The sequence below is a fragment of the Hymenobacter miniatus genome, from assembly GCF_016427455.1.
Taxonomy (GTDB): Bacteria; Bacteroidota; Bacteroidia; order Cytophagales; family Hymenobacteraceae; genus Hymenobacter; species Hymenobacter armeniacus.
Window position 1 is genome coordinate 207,310 of sequence record NZ_JAELXR010000002.1, and the last position, 15,246, is coordinate 222,555.

Consider the following 15,246-nt stretch of genomic DNA (forward strand, 5'->3'; position numbering starts at 1 on the left):
TTTCTCCTCACTCCGACATTGCTCCTGCTCGTGCTAGGGCTGGTGTGGTTTGTGGTACGCTACCAACGGGGACAGCTGCGCCAACAGCAGGAGGTGGCGCAGCTGCAGGAAGCCGCGCAGCAACAAGCCCTGGCCGCGGCGCTGGTGGCCCAGGAAGACGAGCGCCAGCGCATTGCCGGTGAGCTGCACGATGGCGTGGGCACCATTCTAGCCCTGGCCAAGCTGCACTTATTTGCCCCGGGCAGCCCGCCCTCGCCCGAAGCCAGTGCCCTCATCGACCAGGCCGTGGCCGAGGTGCGCCGCATTTCGCGCAACCTGCAGCCCGCTACCCTGCAGCAGCTGGGCCTGACGCAGGCCCTGCGGGCGCTGGTGCAGGCCGTGCCCGCCGACCACGGACCCGAGGTGCGCCTGGAGCAAGACGGCCACCTGGGCCGCCTCATTCCGCCGCACGAGCTCATGGTGTACCGCATTGCCCAGGAGCTGCTTACCAACGGCTTGCTGCACGCCCAAGCGTCGCACATTGTGCTGCGCGTGGGCGCCAGTCCCGGCCTGCTCACCCTCACGTATTCCGACGACGGCCAGGGCTTCGACCTAGCCGCCCTGGAGGAGCTGCCCCCGCCCGGCCCGCACGGCCAGCCGGTGGGCATGGGCCTCATCAACCTGCGCAGCCGGGTGGCCGTGCTGGGCGGCCAGCTGCACTACCAGTCCCAGCCCGGCGCGGGCACCCGCGTCGAGGCCATTTTACCCGTTACGCTGCTGCCCGCGGGCACGCCAGCGCCTACTTTCACGCTCAATACATGACCTCACCCTCCGCCTCCCCGGCCACGGCTGTGCCCGTGCGCCTGGCCATCGTCGACGACCACATTCTGTTCCGCAAGGGCCTGCGGGCGCTGCTGAGCGGCTACGCGGGCATCGAAGTGATATGCGAAGCCGGCAACGGCCAGGAGCTCCTGGAGCTGCTCGACCAGGGCAGCCGCCCCAACGTGGTGCTCATGGACATGCAAATGCCCATCCTCGACGGCCTGCAAACCACGCGCCTGCTGCGCACCCAGTTCCCCAACGTGCGCGTGGTCATCATTTCCATGCACGACGACCCTTCGCTGGTGACCACCGTGCTGGCCGAAGGCGCCCACAGCTACCTGGTGAAAAACACTTCGCCGGAAGAAATGCGCAGCGCCGTGCTGGCCGCCGCCGCCGCCGGCAACCGGTAGCGCTGCACTCCTGAGCACACAGAAAAGCCCCGCCTCCTGATGCAGGAAGCGGGGCTTTTCTGTGTGCTTGGGTGGCTGAACTACAGCGTGGCCGACAGGCCGAGGGTGAAGGTGCGGCCGCGGTTGAAGAAGGCCTGCAGCAGGTCGAGGCTGCTGCTGTTGGAGTTGGAGCGGTTCGACACGTCGGTGAAATAGAACTCATTCAGCACGTTCAGCACCGAGCCTTTGATGCCCAGGCGCAGGCGGTCCTTAATCACCGGCTTGAAATCGTAGCCGAAGTGAAGGTCGAGGTTGCGCGAGGTGGGCAGGCGGTACGAGTCGGTGCTGGTGGCCTGGTCGATAATGGTTTCGGGGTTGAAGTCGGCGTAGTACTTGGTGAAGAGCAGGAACGAAGGCCGGATGTAGGCGCCGCGGAAAGGCTCGTAGCGCAGGCCAATCTGGAACTGGTTCTGGGCGGCGTCGCCCACGTGCACGCCGTCGAGGTACACGGGCTGGTCCACCACGTCGGGGTTCACGAAGGAGCCGTCTTCTTTGGTCTGATTGAGCAGGCCCTTGCCGGTCCAACGCCAGTCGCCGAGCGAGATGGCCGCGTTCAGCTGCAGGCGGCGGCTGATTTCCTGGGCCACGCTCAGCTCCACGCCGGCGTGCCGAGCGTTCACGTTGCGCACGTTGCTGTAGATGGCCTCGCCGGTGGCCGTCGACACCGAGGTAGTGGTTTTGTTGGCCCACAACGTGTAGTAGGCGTTCAGGGTCACTTTCAGGCTGGGGTAGTTGATGCCATAGCCAATTTCAGCGCTCGAAATGCCCTCGGGCTTCACGTTGTCGTAGCGGCGGCCGGTGGTGGTGTAGAGCAGGTTGAAGAACGGCACCTTGCTGTTGTAGCCCACGTTGAAGAAAATGTTGTCGTGCTCGGTGAGGTTGTAGTTGGCCCCGCCTTTCACGCTGAAGCCCGTGAAGCTGGTCCAGTCCGTCGACACGGGGCTGCCGTCGGCCCGCACCTTCTGGTAGTAGTCGATGCGCTTGTAGCTCACCTGCGAAAGCGTGCCGCTGATGACGGCCGAGAGCAGCGGCGTCTTGTATTCGAGCTGCGAGTAGCCGCCCAGCCAGCGCGTGCGGCCGTCGTAGTTGTAGCCCAGCTTGTCGCCCACGTAGAGCTTCTTGTTGGGGTCGGCGTTCTGGTCGCGGCCAGCGGCGGGAGCCAGGGCGTAGTCGGCGCCCACCAGGTCGCGGATTTCGCGGTAGTGCAGGCCGGTGTAGTCGCGGCCGTCCAGGCCGGCCGACAGGGTCAGCTTGTCGCTCAGCAGGTAGTCGCCGCCCACCACGAAGCCGTACCAGCGGTGGCTGTTCACGCTGTTAATCAAGAACTGCGTGGCTTTGCGAGTGGGGTTGGCGGGGCTGTTGTAGTTGTCGTCGTAAATTTTCTGAAAATCGGTCTGGCCGGTGATGTTGTTCTGGCTGATGGTGGTGGAGTTGCCGCTGGTGAGGCCGCTACTGCCGCCGCCCGTGCCGTACGAAGCATACAGCACCGTGGAAATAAATAGCTTGTTATTCACCTGCCACAAGTCGTTGAGGTTAATCTGGGGCTTGTGATAGAAGTTGGTGCGCTCGTTTAGCACCTCCTGCCCGTTGCTGGTTTTCACGCCGTTGTTGATGGTGTAGCGGTCCAGCGTACCCCAGTAGGGATTGTACTTGAAGCCCCGGTCGCCGTACTTGTCGAAGCGAAGCTGGGAGATGCCCAGTTCGCGAGCCTTCTCGTACGACATCGTGCTCACCGCCACCGGAAACGAGCGTTGGCCATGCTTCTGGGGCGAGCCCAGGGCCGTCAGCGACAGGCTGTGCTTGCCCAGTCGCTTGCTCACATTGCCGAAGTAGGTCCAGGCGTCGTCGAAAGTCTTGTCAACCCAGCCGTCGGAGGTGCGGCGCGAGCCGTACACCGTCACGGCCCAGTCGCCTTTCAGTTGGCCACTGCTCAGCATGAGCGAATATTTCTGATAGTTGTTGGAGCCGCCTTCCACGCGGGCCAGCACCGATTTCTTATCGTCGAAGCCTTTGGTGAGCACGTTGATGGTGCCGCCCACCGAGGGCACGGCAATCTTGGAGGCCGACAGGCCGCGCTGCACCTGCAGCGACTTCGTGACGTCGCCCAGGTCCCAGTTGCTCCAGAACACGTTGCCGTTTTCCATGTCGTTCACGGGCACGCCGTTGATGAGCACGGCCACGTTGCGCTGGTCGAAGCCGCGCACGTTGATGCGCGAGTCGCCGGTGCCGCCGCCGCTCTGGGTGGCGTACACGCCGGGCGTCTCGTTGAGAATCATCGGCAGGTCGCGGTTGGAAAGCGTTTCGCGCAGCTTCACTTCGTTCACGGCCGAGAAGGCCACGGGCGTGGAGCGCTCCTGGGCCTGGGCCGCCACCACGGTCACTTCTTCCAGGCTCGCGTTGTCGGAGCTCAGGCCGAAGGTGGCCACCACGCTTTGGGTCGTGATTTTGACGGTTTGGGTGGCCGGCTTGTAGCCGATGAAGCTGGCCTGCACGGTGTAGGTGCCGGCGGGCAGGTTCGGAATTTTGTAGCCACCGTCGGCATCGGCGCCGCTACCGGTGTTCTGGCCGCTGCCGGTGACCTGCACGGTGGCGCCGGGCAAGGTCTCGCCGGTCACCTTATCCAGTACCCGCCCGCGGATGGAAAACGTGGTTTGCGCCATGGCCGGCAGGGAAAGCAACCCGGCAAAAAGGACAGTAACAAAGTGCTTCATACCAAAAGAAAAGACCCCGGCACAGTCCGGGGACAACAAATATACAGCACAGCCGGGGCCGGCAAGGGCGCCTCGAAGTGAAATGAGGGTATGAAACTGTCAACCAGCCAGGCCGCTCCGCTCCTTCCAGCGTGGCCTCACAAAGCCGATTTTGCGCTTTTCCGGGCAATTGGGAATCAGTAGCTTTGGCTCATGAATCGTTTGTTGCCTTTCTCTGCCCTGCTGGGCGGACTTTTGCTTGCTGCGTTGGCTGGCTACTCCCAGTCGCAGCCCTACCGCTTCACCCTGCAGGCCGAAAAGCTCGACGCGCCGGCCAGCCCCTGGCAGGTGACGCGCGTGCTCGACCTGCGCGCCGACCGCAGCCAGCTGGGCAAGGTGCGCCGGGGCCTCGGCAACGAAACGGCTTCGGCCGACTTTATCCACCCTTTGGCCGCCGAACTGACGCAGTTTCTGCGGGCTCGGCAGCCGGTGCAGGCGGGCGCCCGGCCCGTGCTCGTGCGCGTGTTCACGCTGGCTCTGGCCGAAGACCTGCGCGCCAACTCCGAGCACGCCGAAGCCGAGCTCGTGGCCGATTTCCTGCTGCCCCAGCCCGACAGCACCTTTCAGGTGTTGCTGCGGGTGGGCGAAACCACCCGCCGCGGGGGCCTCGACGTCACGAAGTTTCACCCGGCCAACGTGGCCTTGGTGCTGCAGCAGGGCCTGCGCAAGCTGGCGGCGCTGTCCGCCCCGCTCCCGCCCACCGAAACCCTGAGCCGCGCCGATGCGCTGGCCGGCCGCGGCGGCGTGGCCACGCAGCGCTTCGCCATTCAGGGCGCCGCCGAGCCCGCCCGGGGCTTTTACCGCAGCTACCAAGAATTTCTCAGCAATGCGCCCAGCGAGCCCGACTACCCGTTTGCCATCACGCACGTGGCGCACACGGGCAAGCGCTGGGCCGGCACCGACGAAATCCAGGTGAACTACCTCGGTACTGACGATGCCCACCCCACCCGCCCCCTGTATACCGGCAACCTGTGGGGACTGAGCGACGGCAAGGAGGTGCTGATTGCCTACCGCAACCGCTTCTACAAGCTGCTGCCCGCGGCCGATGGCCGGAGCTACACCTTCACGGGCCCGCCGGTGTTTGATGAAAAGGCGGCGACCAACGTGGCCGTGGCCGGCGTGATGGGCGGCGCATTGGGGGCCGCCCTGGCCGGCGCGGCCAACGGCACCAACGTGATGGCGCCGTACGAGCTGCACTTGGTCAGCGGCCGCGTGGTGGCTGCCCAAGACGCGGGCCAGACCGACGCCGACGGCTTTGCCACCGCCCCCGACACGGCCAAAATCTACGTGTACCGCCGCCCCGACGCGGCCAAAGACCACGTGGTAACTTTCAGCGCGTCGGGCCGGCCCGCGGCCACGCTTCAGGCCCGGCAGTGGACGGCTCTTACCTGGCAAGACCGGCGGCAGGAGCTCAAGCTCTGCGTGCAGGCGGGCCAGGGACCGGAGTCGTGCAAGGCTTTTGTGCCCGATTTTAGCCAACCCACTTACCTCGAATGCGTGGTGCCGGCCGGGGGTGGTGCTCCTACCCTGCGGCAAGTGCCAGCCAAGGAGGGCCTGTTTGAGCTGCGGCGCATTCAGCGCTTGGCCAAAGCAGATAAATAACGTCGCGCCCCGCCTTTCTACCACTTAGCCATGCCACACAACTTTTTTATTTCTAACACCTTGGCTCGTTTCGCACTCACGGTGTGCTTCGCGCTTGGGGCGCTACAGCTGGCGGCACAGTCGCCGCTTTCGCCGCAGGGCAGGCCCTTCTACCTCGACCTGCACGCCGAACGCATTGCGGTGCCCGAACGGCAATTTTACATCGAGCAAGTGGTAGACGGCCGGGGTGCGCAAACCGCCATTGGTCTGATAAACCATGGGCTGAACAACAACTTCGCGGCGGTGCTCTTCCGCAACGGCCTCGAACCCGAGCTCACCACCTGGCTTCAGCAACAGGTGACGCAGCGGCCCACCGACCGCCCGGTGGTGCTGTGTGTGCGCCAGCTGCGGGTGGGCGAAACCGTTACGGTGAAAACGCTGGGATATGCGAGCACGGCCACGGCCGACTTGGTGGCCGACGTGTACGAACACCGACCCGATGGCTACCACTTTGTGAGCAACGTGGCCGAACGCATCAGCACCCGGGGCGTGAGCGCCGACTATGAGCACATTCGGCACCTGGCAAGCCTGTTGGAAAAGTGCCTCTACCAAGCCAGTAAGGCCAATTTAGACGTAGCTGCCAAGCGCCCGGCCCGCACCCTGGCGCAACTCGTGGCCGAACGCCCGCAGGTTGTGCGGCCAGCCATTTTGCGGGCTGCTTATCCCCGTGCCGGCGTGTACTACACGGTGGAAGATTTCCTGGCCAACCGGCCCGACAGCACGGCCAATGTGGACCTCGATACGGTGCGGTCGGCCCGCGTGGGCGGCAACTCATCGGAGTGGGACGGCACGGTGCTGCTGAAGGCCCAGGTGCGCACCGCCGCGGGAGCCCGCGTCAACAAAAACAACGTGTGGGGCTTCTCCGACGGCTGGCAGTCCTACATTCGCCACGTAAATCTCTACCACCCCCTTTCGCAACAAGCAGAAATTTTCACCTTCGTCGGGGCGGCCCCCGTCGATGTGGCGGCCCAGAATCAACAAGCCGTCAGAACGGCCGAAAACCAAGGACGTGGTGGCGGCCTTTTCGGCGGGCCGATGGTGGGCACCACCGGCAAGCCCATTGTGTACGGGGTGGACTGGCGCTCCGGCCTGGCGGCGCCGGTGCTAGACGCCAGCACGCGTCCGCGCCACGACACGGCCTTTGTATACGTGTACCGCCCACCGGGTGGGTCGCCCGCCCCCCAACGCCTGCTGCTCAACGACCGCGAGGTGGGGCAGTTGAAACCGGGCCAGTATCTGGAACTGGTGTGGCCCCACTTCGGGCGGCCCATGCGCCTGAGCGTGGGCACGCCCGGCGGCCCAGCGCTGCTGCTGGCACCCAGCACCACGGCGGCCAACTACGTGCGGCTGGGACCCAAGACCGCCACGCCCTGGCAGTGGATGCCCGCCCGCCAGGGCGAAGCCGAAGTGGACGCCCTGGAAAAGCAGCGCAGCCGCTAGCCTAGGCCAGTTCCGTGCTGGGGTCCCAGAACAACTTGGCGAAGTCCACCACCCGGTCTTCCTCCACCCGTATGCCCTCGGCCTCCAGGGCTTCCTGCATGGCAAAGGGCGTGGCGTAGTGCAGGCGGCCAGTGAGGTGGCCCAGGCGGTTCACCACGCGGTGGGCGGGCACGTACTGGCCGGCGGTGTGGGCGGCCATCATGGCGTAGCCCACGGTGCGGGCGCCGTGCCGGGCGCCGAGGTAATGCGCAATGGCGCCGTAGGTACTTACCCGACCCCGCGGAATGAGGCGGGCCACTTCGTGCACGTCCTGAAAAAAATTGCGCGGCTCGGGCGGGTTGTGGTCGGTGGGCTTCATCGGGGCGAAGGTAGTCTCGGTCTGGGTGTTGGCCCTCTACGTCTAGTTTCAACACCCCGGACGCAACTTTCGGGGTAAAAACTGGACTTTTGCAGTCAGAATTCAATTCCGGATGACCCAAATTTCGCCTCCATTGGTTGGGGGCCGAACATCCGCCGGCGCTTGTGCGTTCTTGCCTACTATGCCATTGGAAAACACCACCGTTGCCTCGCCCAAAACCTGGGAAACCACTTCTACACCTGCTCTCAGCGCAGCTCCGCCACCCGCGCAGCCCGACCCCGAAACGCCGCCCTCCAAGGGCCGCGGCTGGCTGGGCTGGCTGATTGCGGCACTGCTCATTGGTGCCCTGGTATTTGTGAAAATGAAGTATTTCCCCAGCAACGCCGCCGGCGAAAAGAAAGGCGGCGACAAGGGCGCGGCCGGCAAAGGCGGCCCCGGCGCTGATGGAGCCAGCAAGGGCGGCAAAGGCGGCGGCGGCGGCGGCGGCCCGCTCCCGGTGCAGGTCTACGTAGTGAAAGCCACCAACCTCACCGACGAAGTGGCCGCCACGGGCTCGGTGCTGCCCGAAGAGTCGGTGGTCATCAAGAGCGAGCTGTCGGGCAAAATCACCAGCCTCAACATCAAGGAAGGCCAAACGGTGGGCCAGGGCCAGTTGCTGTTCAGCATCAACGCCGACGAGGCCCAGGCGGCCATTCGCAAGCAGGAATACAACATCAAGCTGTTTCAGGACCAGGAGCGCCGCCAGCGCATTCTGCTCGACAAAGAATACATCAGCGCCCAGGAATACGAGCAGTCCAACAACCAACTGCTTACGGCCCGGGCCGACCTGCAGGCCCTGCGCGCCACGCTGTCGAAGGCCTACGTGCGGGCACCGTTTGCCGGCGTGCTGGGCCTGACCACCGCCACGGTGGGCACCTACGTGAGCCCTGGCGCCGAAATCACGACGCTCTCGCGGGTGAAACCGGTGAAGATTGATTTTGCCGTCCCGGGCCGCTTCGCCACCAACGTGAAAGTGGGCGATGTGGTGAGCGTGCTCGACGAAGCCACCAACAAGAAGTACGACGCCAAAGTCTACGCCATCGACCCGCAGATTGACCCCGTGAGCCGCACCCTGCCCGTGCGCGCCCGCTACGCCAATACCAGCAACGAGCTGCGCCCCGGCGCCTTCGTGCGCGTGAACCTGCAGCTGGGCGAAACCACCTCAGCCCTGCAAGTGCCCACCGAATCGGTGATTCCGGAGGCCAGCGGCTACAGCGTGTACACGGTGAAACGCAACAAGATGGTGCCAAAGAAGGTGAAAATCGGCATCCGCTCCGACAAGGTGATTCAGATAACCGACGGCTTGGCCGTGGGCGACTCGGTGCTGCGCACCGGCATTCTGCAGGTGAAGCCCGGCGACCGGGTGAAAGTAACGAAGTAAGAACCTTCTCCCCGCCTTGCCAAGGAGGGGACATTTGCACGCAGCGAAATTGGGGTGGTTGAATCGTTGAACGATGCCCGAACGATGTGGCCGCGAGTCGTACAACGCCACAACCACCTCCGTTCGAGCCAAGGGCTCGAACATCCCCTTCTTTGGTAAGGAGGGGAGCTTTACGTTCTATCAGCAGCAGCTATGAGCCTTTCCTCAACCAGTATTAACCGGCCGGTTCTCGCCATTGTGATGAGCCTGGTCATCATCATCTTCGGGGTCATCGGCTTTCGCTACCTGAGCGTGCGCGAGTACCCGAGCGTGGACCCGCCCATCATCACGGTGCAGGCCACGTACACCGGGGCCTCGGCCGATGTGATGCAAAGCCAGGTGACCGAGCCGCTCGAAGAAGCGTTGAACGGCATCGCCGGCATCAAGAACCTGACGTCGAACAGCCGCGACGGCCGCACCCAGATTACGGTGGAGTTTGACCTCGACGCCGACCTGGAAAGCGCCGCCAACGACGTGCGCGACAAGGTATCGGGCGCCCAGGGCCGCCTGCCGCGCGACATCGACCCGCCCATCGTGAGCAAGGCCAACGCCGACTCGCAGCCCATTGTGATGACCTACCTGAGCAGTAACCAGCGCACCCTGCTGGAGCTGACGGACTACGCCAACAACACGCTCAAGGAGCGCATCCAGACCATTCCGGGCGTGTCGGAAGTGCGCATCTACGGCGAGCGCAAGTACTCCATGCGCCTGTGGCTCGACCCGGTGAAGCTCTCCGCGCTGCGCGTGAGCCCGGTGGAAGTGCAGTCGGCCCTCACCCGCGAAAACGTGGAACTGCCCAGCGGCGCCGTGCAGGGCGAAGCCACGCAGCTCACGCTGCGCACCATGGGCCGCCTGAGCACGGTGGAGGACTTCAACAACCTGATTATCCGCAAAGACGAGGTGTCGCTCATTCGCCTGTCCGACATCGGCTACGCCGAGCTGTACCCCGAAAACGACCAGACCATTTTCAAGGTAAACGGCGTGCCCATGGTGGGCCTGGCCGTGATTCCGCAGCCGGGCTCAAACCAGATTGACATCGCCTCGGAGTTCAACAAGCGCATCAAGCTCTACGCCAAGGACCTGCCCAAGGACCTGGTGCTGAAGCCGGGCTTCGACAACTCGGTGTTCATCCAGAAATCCATCAGCGAGGTGGAGCACACCATCATCGAAGCCTTTGTGCTGGTGGTCATCATCATCTTCCTGTTTTTGCGCGACTGGCGTTCCACCATCATTCCGGTGGTGGCCATTCCGGTCTCGTTGGTGGGCATTTTCTTCGTGATGTACCTGCTGGATTTCTCCATCAACGTGCTCACGCTGCTGGCCATCGTGCTGGCCATCGGCCTGGTGGTCGACGACGCCATTGTGGTGCTGGAGAACATCTACAGCCGCATTGAAGGCGGCGAGGACCCCAAAACGGCGGCCATCAAGGGCTCGGAGGAGATTCTGATGGCCGTGGTGAGCACCACGGTGGTGCTGGCGGCGGTGTTTCTGCCGGTGGTGTTTCTCACGGGCATCACGGGGCGTTTGTTCCGCGAGTTCGGCATTGTGGTGGCGGGCTCGGTGCTGATTTCGGCCTTTGTGTCGCTCACGCTCACGCCCATGATGTGCTCGAAGCTGCTGAAGCGCCAAGAAACGCACAACTGGTTTTACCGCAAAACTGAGCCCTTCTTCGAGAAAATGATTGGGGCCTACCAGGACAGCCTCAAAACGTTCCTCAGCAACCGCTGGCTGGCCTGGGTGATGATAGTGGTGACCGGCGGCGGCATTTATTTTTTCATGAAAAGCCTGCCGTCGGAGTTGGCCCCCATCGAGGACCGCAGCCGGGTAAACATCAACGCCACGGGGCCAGAAGGCGCTTCGTTTGAGTTCATGGACAACTACATGACTCAAATCACGAAGCTGGCCTTGGATTCGGTGGGCAATAAGGACCTGAGCAGCGTGTTCGCCGTGACGTCGCCGGGCTTTGGCGGGGGCTCAAACTCGGGCACTGCCCGCGTGCTGCTGGTAGAAGCCGACGCCCGCGAGAAGAGCCAGGACGACATTGCCAAGAAGCTGACGGCCGGCGTGAAGCGCCTGTCGGCGGCCCGCACTTCGGTGAGCCAAGACCAAAGCATTGGCGGCGGCGGGGGCGGCGGCGGCGGCCTGCCGGTGCAGTTTGTGATGCAGAACCAGAGCTTCGACAAGCTGCGCGAGGCCGTGCCCAAGTTTCTGGACCTGGCCCGGCAAGACCCCACCTTCCAGTTTGTGGACGTGAACCTGAAGTTCAACAAGCCAGAATTGCGCGTCAACATCGACCGCGAAAAGGCCCAAAGCCTTGGCGTGAATGTGCAAAGCATCTCGCAAACCCTGCAATCGGGCCTGAGCGGGCAACGCTACGGCTACTTCATCCGCAACGGCAAGCAATACCAGATTATCGGCCAGGTGGCGCGCGAAGACCGCAACCAGCCGCTGGACGTGCGCCTGCTGTCGGTAAAAAACGACAAGGGCGAGCTGGTGCAGCTCGACAACGTGATTCGGCTGGAGGAAAGCAGCACGCCGCCCCAGCTCTACCGCTTCAACCGCTACAACTCGGCCACGTTTTCGGCTTCGCTGGCGCCGGGCAAAACCCTCGGCGACGGCATCGCGGCCATGCGCGCCATTGCCGAGAAGAACCTCGACGAAACCTTCACCACCGAGTTGGCGGGCACCTCGCGCGACTTTGAGGAAAGCTCCTCCTCCCTCCTCTTCGCCTTCGGCCTGGCCCTGGTGCTGATTTACCTGGTGCTGGCGGCGCAGTTTGAGAGCTTTCGCGACCCCGTGGTGATTATGATTACGGTGCCGCTGGCTTTGTCGGGCGCCTTGCTCAGCCTGTGGTACTTCAACCAGACGCTCAACCTGTTCTCGCAAATTGGCATCATCATGCTCATTGGCCTCGTGACGAAAAATGGCATTCTCATCGTGGAATTTGCCAACCAGCGCGTGGAGAAAGAAAATGTGGACTACATGACGGGCCTCGTAGAAGGCGCCACGGCCCGCTTCCGCCCCATTCTGATGACGTCGCTGTGCGCCATTCTGGGCATTCTGCCCATTGCCATTGCCACCGGGGCGGGCGCGCTCAGCCGCCGGGCCATGGGCATTGGCGTGGTGGGTGGCTTGTTCTTCGCCACCGCGCTCACGCTCTACGTGGTGCCGGTGATGTACTCCTATTTCGCCACGGCCAAGAAACACAAGCCCAAAGTGGCCGAAGCCGCCTCCGAGCCGGTAACGGCGTAGGCCAATGCGCAATTCTTCTTCTTGCTAAGAAGGAGAATCAGCTGTTCTGAAATCTCTCCATGAAACGATTACCTCTTTTCTTTCTAGTGGTTGCTCCGCTGCTCGGCCACGCGCAGGTGCCTAAAAGCAGCGTGCCGAAAGGCGGTGTGCCCACGTCGCGGTCGCGGCAGCTCACCAAGCCCGCCAGCGTGGCCGATGCCCCGCCGCTGTCGCTGCAACAGGCCGTGGCCGAGGCGCTGCAGCACAACTTCGGCATTTTGCTGGCGCGGCAGGACGAGGCCATTGCCCAGAACAATGTGACGCGCGGCAACGCCGGGCAGCTGCCCAGCCTGACCGGCAACCTGACCCGTACGTTCAACAACAACAACATCAACCAGAAATTTGGCGAAAACGACCCACGCATCGTGAACGGGGCTACGTCTAACGCCTTCAACACCAACGTGACGCTGGGCTGGACGGTGTTCGACGGCTTTGGCATGTTCATCGCCTACGACCGGCTGAAAACCCTGCGCCAGCAGCAGCAGCAAATCACACGCGCCACGGTGGAGGAAACCGTGGAGACCGTGACCAACGCCTACTACGACGTGGTGCGCCAGGCCGGCAAAATCACCTCCCTGGAAGCCGCCCTCAAGATTGGCCAGGCGCGCATCGACTTGACACAGGCGCAGGTAGACGTGGGCGTGGCCGCCAAAGTAGAAGTGCTGACCGCCCGCGTGGACTACAACGCCGACCGCAGCTTGTTTCTGCAACAGCAGCAGGCCCTTTCGGCCGCCAAAATCCGGCTAAACAACCTGCTGGGCCGCAACACCCGCACCGATTTTGCCCCCAGCGACAGCCTGACCGTGACGCGCGACCTCAACGAAGCCGCCATCACCGAAGGCATCAAGACGCGCAACCCGCGGCTGGCGCAGGCCCGTCTCGGCACCGAAGTGGCCACCTACGACCGCCGGCTGGCCCGCTCGGCCCGCTTTCCGCGCATCGGGCTGGTGTCGGGCTACGGCCTCACGCGCAACATCAACAACGCCGCCTTTGCGGGCACGGTGCTCACGTCCAGCGTGAACCAGGTGCAGGGCCTGAATTACGGCATCACCGCTTCGGTGCCCATTTTCGACGGCTTCAACTTGCGTCGCCAGGAGCAAAACGCCCGCGTGGTCGAAGAGCAAAGCAAAATCAGCCTCGACCAAGTGAGCCTGCAGCTCGACGCCGACGCCGCCACGGCTTTCGCCCAGTACCAGAACTTCCTGCAGCTGCTCGACCTCGAAGAAGCCAACATTCAGCTGGCCCGCCAGAACGTGGACATTGCGCTGGAGCGCTACCGCCTGGGCCTGCTCACGCCGCTGGCCCTGCGCGAAGCCCAACGCACCCAGCTCGACGCCGAAACCCGCTTGCTCGATATCCGCTATTCGGCCAAACAAGCCGAAATTCAGCTGCGCCGCCTGAGCGGCGACCTGGTGCAGGCGCAGTAATAACGCCTGCTGCAGTGCACAAAAAAGCCCCGCTTATATAGGCGGGGCTTTTTTGTGCGCAAGGTCAGCGCTGGTCTGGCGTGTTACTCTTTCACAAATCGCTTGGTTTCGCTGCCCGATTTGGTGGTGATTTTGTAGAAGTAGGTGCCGGCGGGCAGGTCGTGCAAATCCAGCTGTTGGGCGTGGGCGCCTTTCTCGACCTGGCTTTCGGTGAAGAGCGTGCGCAGCTTGGTGCCGGTGGCATCGAGCAAATCGACCGACACGGGGCCGGCTTTCTTCACCTCGTACTCCATTTGGGTGGTGGCCGCGGCCGGATTGGGGTAGAAGCTGGTGGCTCCCAGCGTGGGCTCGGCGGCGGCGGCCGGGGCGCTAGCGTCCATCAGCAGGAATTTGGCAGCCCGGAAAAACCGCGGCTGACCGCCATGACCGCGCCCCTCGAAGCGGGCCAGGTGTGCTTGCTGCTCGGGCGTGGCGTTTTTGAGGACGATGGCGTGAATATCGGTGTTCCACTTTTCGCGCTGCGGCTGCATTTCTGCGGCCAGCTTCGTCAGGGCGGCGTCATACTTTTGCGCCATTTCGGACACTTTTAGCATGATGTCGCGCATGTCGCGGTGCAGCTGGTGCAGCTGCTGGCGCTGGGCGTCGGTTGGCTCGGGGCGCTGGCCGGAAGCAGCGCCGGCGGGGTGCAAGCTCTGGCGCAGGGCCTGGCCCTGGGCCTGCAGCGCCCGGAGCTGGGTGCGATACGTAGCCAGCTGGGCCCGGTCTTCGGCGGCAAGCTGGGGTTCCAGTTTCTGGCGCTGCTGGCGTAGCACGGGCTGCACGTTGGCCGCCATATAGGCTTGCACTTCGGCGCGGCCGGGGCCTCCGCCGGGCCGATGCTGGGGCTGGGCCAGGCTCGTTAGGCCCGTAGCCAGCGTGACAAATAACGACAGGCCCCATACTGCGAGTGAGTTTCTTTTCATAGGACTTCGGCTTAAGTGCTGGGATTTCAACGAATACTCCATAGACGCAGGGCTCGCCGCCGGGTTTAACTCCGGTCCTGTTTTTTTGCCGGCCCGACCTCCGCACCTTCCACCAATCCGGGATTTACAGGCACTCCCGGAACACGATGGGCGGCGTTTGGGCGATGACCGTGCTGCGGCCCGGCGCCGTGTTGCGATGCAGGTAGAAGTAGCATGTAAGCGGCCGCTTCAGGCGCGGGTTGGCCCAGATGCGGGCCAGCGGGTATTCCACCGTTAGCGTATCGTGGCGGCTCGATACCGAAATGACGCCCTGCTGGCCGCTGGAAAACGTCATGCGCGGGTCGGTGCTTTGAAATTTGATGGACACCGCAAAGCCGTGCTCCGACTGCTCCGGCCCGGCAATGGTATACACCACCTTGGCTTTGAACACCGACTGCGAGGTGGGCACCGTGCACGGCGGTTGGTTGAGGACCAGCAACTCGATGCTGCTCGGCGCCGGCCCCTGGCGCGCAGCACCGACGGGCGCTGAAGCCATCAACGCCGCTCCCAGCAACGCGCACAGCCAGGCAGTAAGTTGTTTTTTCATAGCAGGCGAGTAGTTCATTGCCTAAATAAACAGAAAAAGGCCGGCCCCGCGGCGGGACCGGCCTTTTTGCCGGTTTGTAAAC

General features: G+C 63.6%; 11 protein-coding genes. 7 read left to right on the top strand and 4 right to left on the bottom strand.

The genetic code is table 11. From position 1 onward, the window contains the following. Positions 1 to 18: 18 nt before the first annotated feature. The gene (locus JAO73_RS04020) at positions 19 to 801 is read left to right on the top strand and encodes a sensor histidine kinase (protein ID WP_198975879.1); all 783 of its coding nucleotides are present in this window, start codon (positions 19 to 21) and stop codon (positions 799 to 801) included. Beyond that, on the top strand, positions 798 to 1,211 hold the full coding sequence (locus tag JAO73_RS04025; protein WP_198975880.1) for a response regulator: 414 nt from the start codon (positions 798 to 800) through the stop codon (positions 1,209 to 1,211). The genes JAO73_RS04020 and JAO73_RS04025 overlap by 4 nt, the downstream gene beginning before the upstream one ends. Before the next feature lie 80 nt (positions 1,212 to 1,291). Here the strand turns inward: JAO73_RS04025 and JAO73_RS04030 are convergent, their stop codons facing one another. Next, positions 1,292 to 3,961 (bottom strand): TonB-dependent receptor, encoded by a 2,670-nt coding sequence (locus tag JAO73_RS04030; RefSeq protein ID WP_198975881.1) that lies wholly within the window; start codon positions 3,959 to 3,961, stop codon positions 1,292 to 1,294. Between the two features lie 192 nt (positions 3,962 to 4,153). Between JAO73_RS04030 and JAO73_RS04035 the strand changes: the two genes are divergently transcribed. Both JAO73_RS04035 and JAO73_RS04040 read left to right on the top strand, forming a co-directional pair. Continuing rightward, entirely contained in the window at positions 4,154 to 5,602 is a 1,449-nt protein-coding gene (locus JAO73_RS04035; RefSeq protein WP_198975882.1) for a hypothetical protein, read from the top strand. Between the two features lie 60 nt (positions 5,603 to 5,662). Next, the gene (locus JAO73_RS04040; RefSeq protein ID WP_198975883.1) at positions 5,663 to 7,081 is read left to right on the top strand and encodes a hypothetical protein; all 1,419 of its coding nucleotides are present in this window, start codon (positions 5,663 to 5,665) and stop codon (positions 7,079 to 7,081) included. A 1-nt stretch (position 7,082) separates the two neighbouring features. Here JAO73_RS04040 and JAO73_RS04045 read toward each other — a convergent pair whose 3' ends face one another. Beyond that, positions 7,083 to 7,439: an MGMT family protein gene (locus JAO73_RS04045; protein WP_198975884.1), complete on the bottom strand. Its 357-nt coding sequence runs from the start codon at positions 7,437 to 7,439 to the stop codon at positions 7,083 to 7,085. Between the two features lie 181 nt (positions 7,440 to 7,620). Here JAO73_RS04045 and JAO73_RS04050 point away from each other — a divergent pair, with 181 nt between their 5' ends. The 3 genes from JAO73_RS04050 (at position 7,621) to JAO73_RS04060 (ending at position 13,616) form a co-directional block, all read left to right on the top strand. Beyond that, a complete protein-coding gene (locus tag JAO73_RS04050; RefSeq protein WP_198975885.1) occupies positions 7,621 to 8,859 on the top strand; it encodes an efflux RND transporter periplasmic adaptor subunit in 1,239 nt (412 codons plus the stop codon). A gap of 192 nt (positions 8,860 to 9,051) precedes the next feature. Continuing rightward, positions 9,052 to 12,150, top strand: coding sequence for an efflux RND transporter permease subunit (locus JAO73_RS04055; protein WP_198975886.1), 3,099 nt, complete (start codon positions 9,052 to 9,054; stop codon positions 12,148 to 12,150). A 59-nt stretch (positions 12,151 to 12,209) separates the two neighbouring features. Further along, the gene (locus JAO73_RS04060; protein WP_198975887.1) at positions 12,210 to 13,616 is read left to right on the top strand and encodes a TolC family protein; all 1,407 of its coding nucleotides are present in this window, start codon (positions 12,210 to 12,212) and stop codon (positions 13,614 to 13,616) included. A gap of 83 nt (positions 13,617 to 13,699) precedes the next feature. On the opposite strand, the gene JAO73_RS04065 is transcribed toward JAO73_RS04060, so the two are convergent. Continuing rightward, positions 13,700 to 14,578, bottom strand: coding sequence for a T9SS type A sorting domain-containing protein (locus JAO73_RS04065; protein WP_198975888.1), 879 nt, complete (start codon positions 14,576 to 14,578; stop codon positions 13,700 to 13,702). A gap of 124 nt (positions 14,579 to 14,702) precedes the next feature. Then, positions 14,703 to 15,164 (bottom strand): hypothetical protein, encoded by a 462-nt coding sequence (locus JAO73_RS04070; protein ID WP_198975889.1) that lies wholly within the window; start codon positions 15,162 to 15,164, stop codon positions 14,703 to 14,705. Positions 15,165 to 15,246 lie beyond the last annotated feature (82 nt).

Excerpts from the sequence above, each read along its gene's own strand:
- JAO73_RS04025 (WP_198975880.1), top strand. The coding sequence starts at position 798 with ATGACCTCACCCTCCGCCTCCCCGGCCACGGCTGTGCCCGTGCGCCTG.
- JAO73_RS04030 (WP_198975881.1), bottom strand. The coding sequence starts at position 3,961 with ATGAAGCACTTTGTTACTGTCCTTTTTGCCGGGTTGCTTTCCCTGCCG.
- JAO73_RS04035 (WP_198975882.1), top strand. The coding sequence starts at position 4,154 with ATGAATCGTTTGTTGCCTTTCTCTGCCCTGCTGGGCGGACTTTTGCTT.
- JAO73_RS04045 (WP_198975884.1), bottom strand. The coding sequence starts at position 7,439 with ATGAAGCCCACCGACCACAACCCGCCCGAGCCGCGCAATTTTTTTCAG.
- JAO73_RS04050 (WP_198975885.1), top strand. The coding sequence starts at position 7,621 with ATGCCATTGGAAAACACCACCGTTGCCTCGCCCAAAACCTGGGAAACC.
- JAO73_RS04055 (WP_198975886.1), top strand. The coding sequence starts at position 9,052 with ATGAGCCTTTCCTCAACCAGTATTAACCGGCCGGTTCTCGCCATTGTG.
- JAO73_RS04060 (WP_198975887.1), top strand. The coding sequence starts at position 12,210 with ATGAAACGATTACCTCTTTTCTTTCTAGTGGTTGCTCCGCTGCTCGGC.
- JAO73_RS04065 (WP_198975888.1), bottom strand. The coding sequence starts at position 14,578 with ATGAAAAGAAACTCACTCGCAGTATGGGGCCTGTCGTTATTTGTCACG.
- JAO73_RS04070 (WP_198975889.1), bottom strand. The coding sequence starts at position 15,164 with ATGAAAAAACAACTTACTGCCTGGCTGTGCGCGTTGCTGGGAGCGGCG.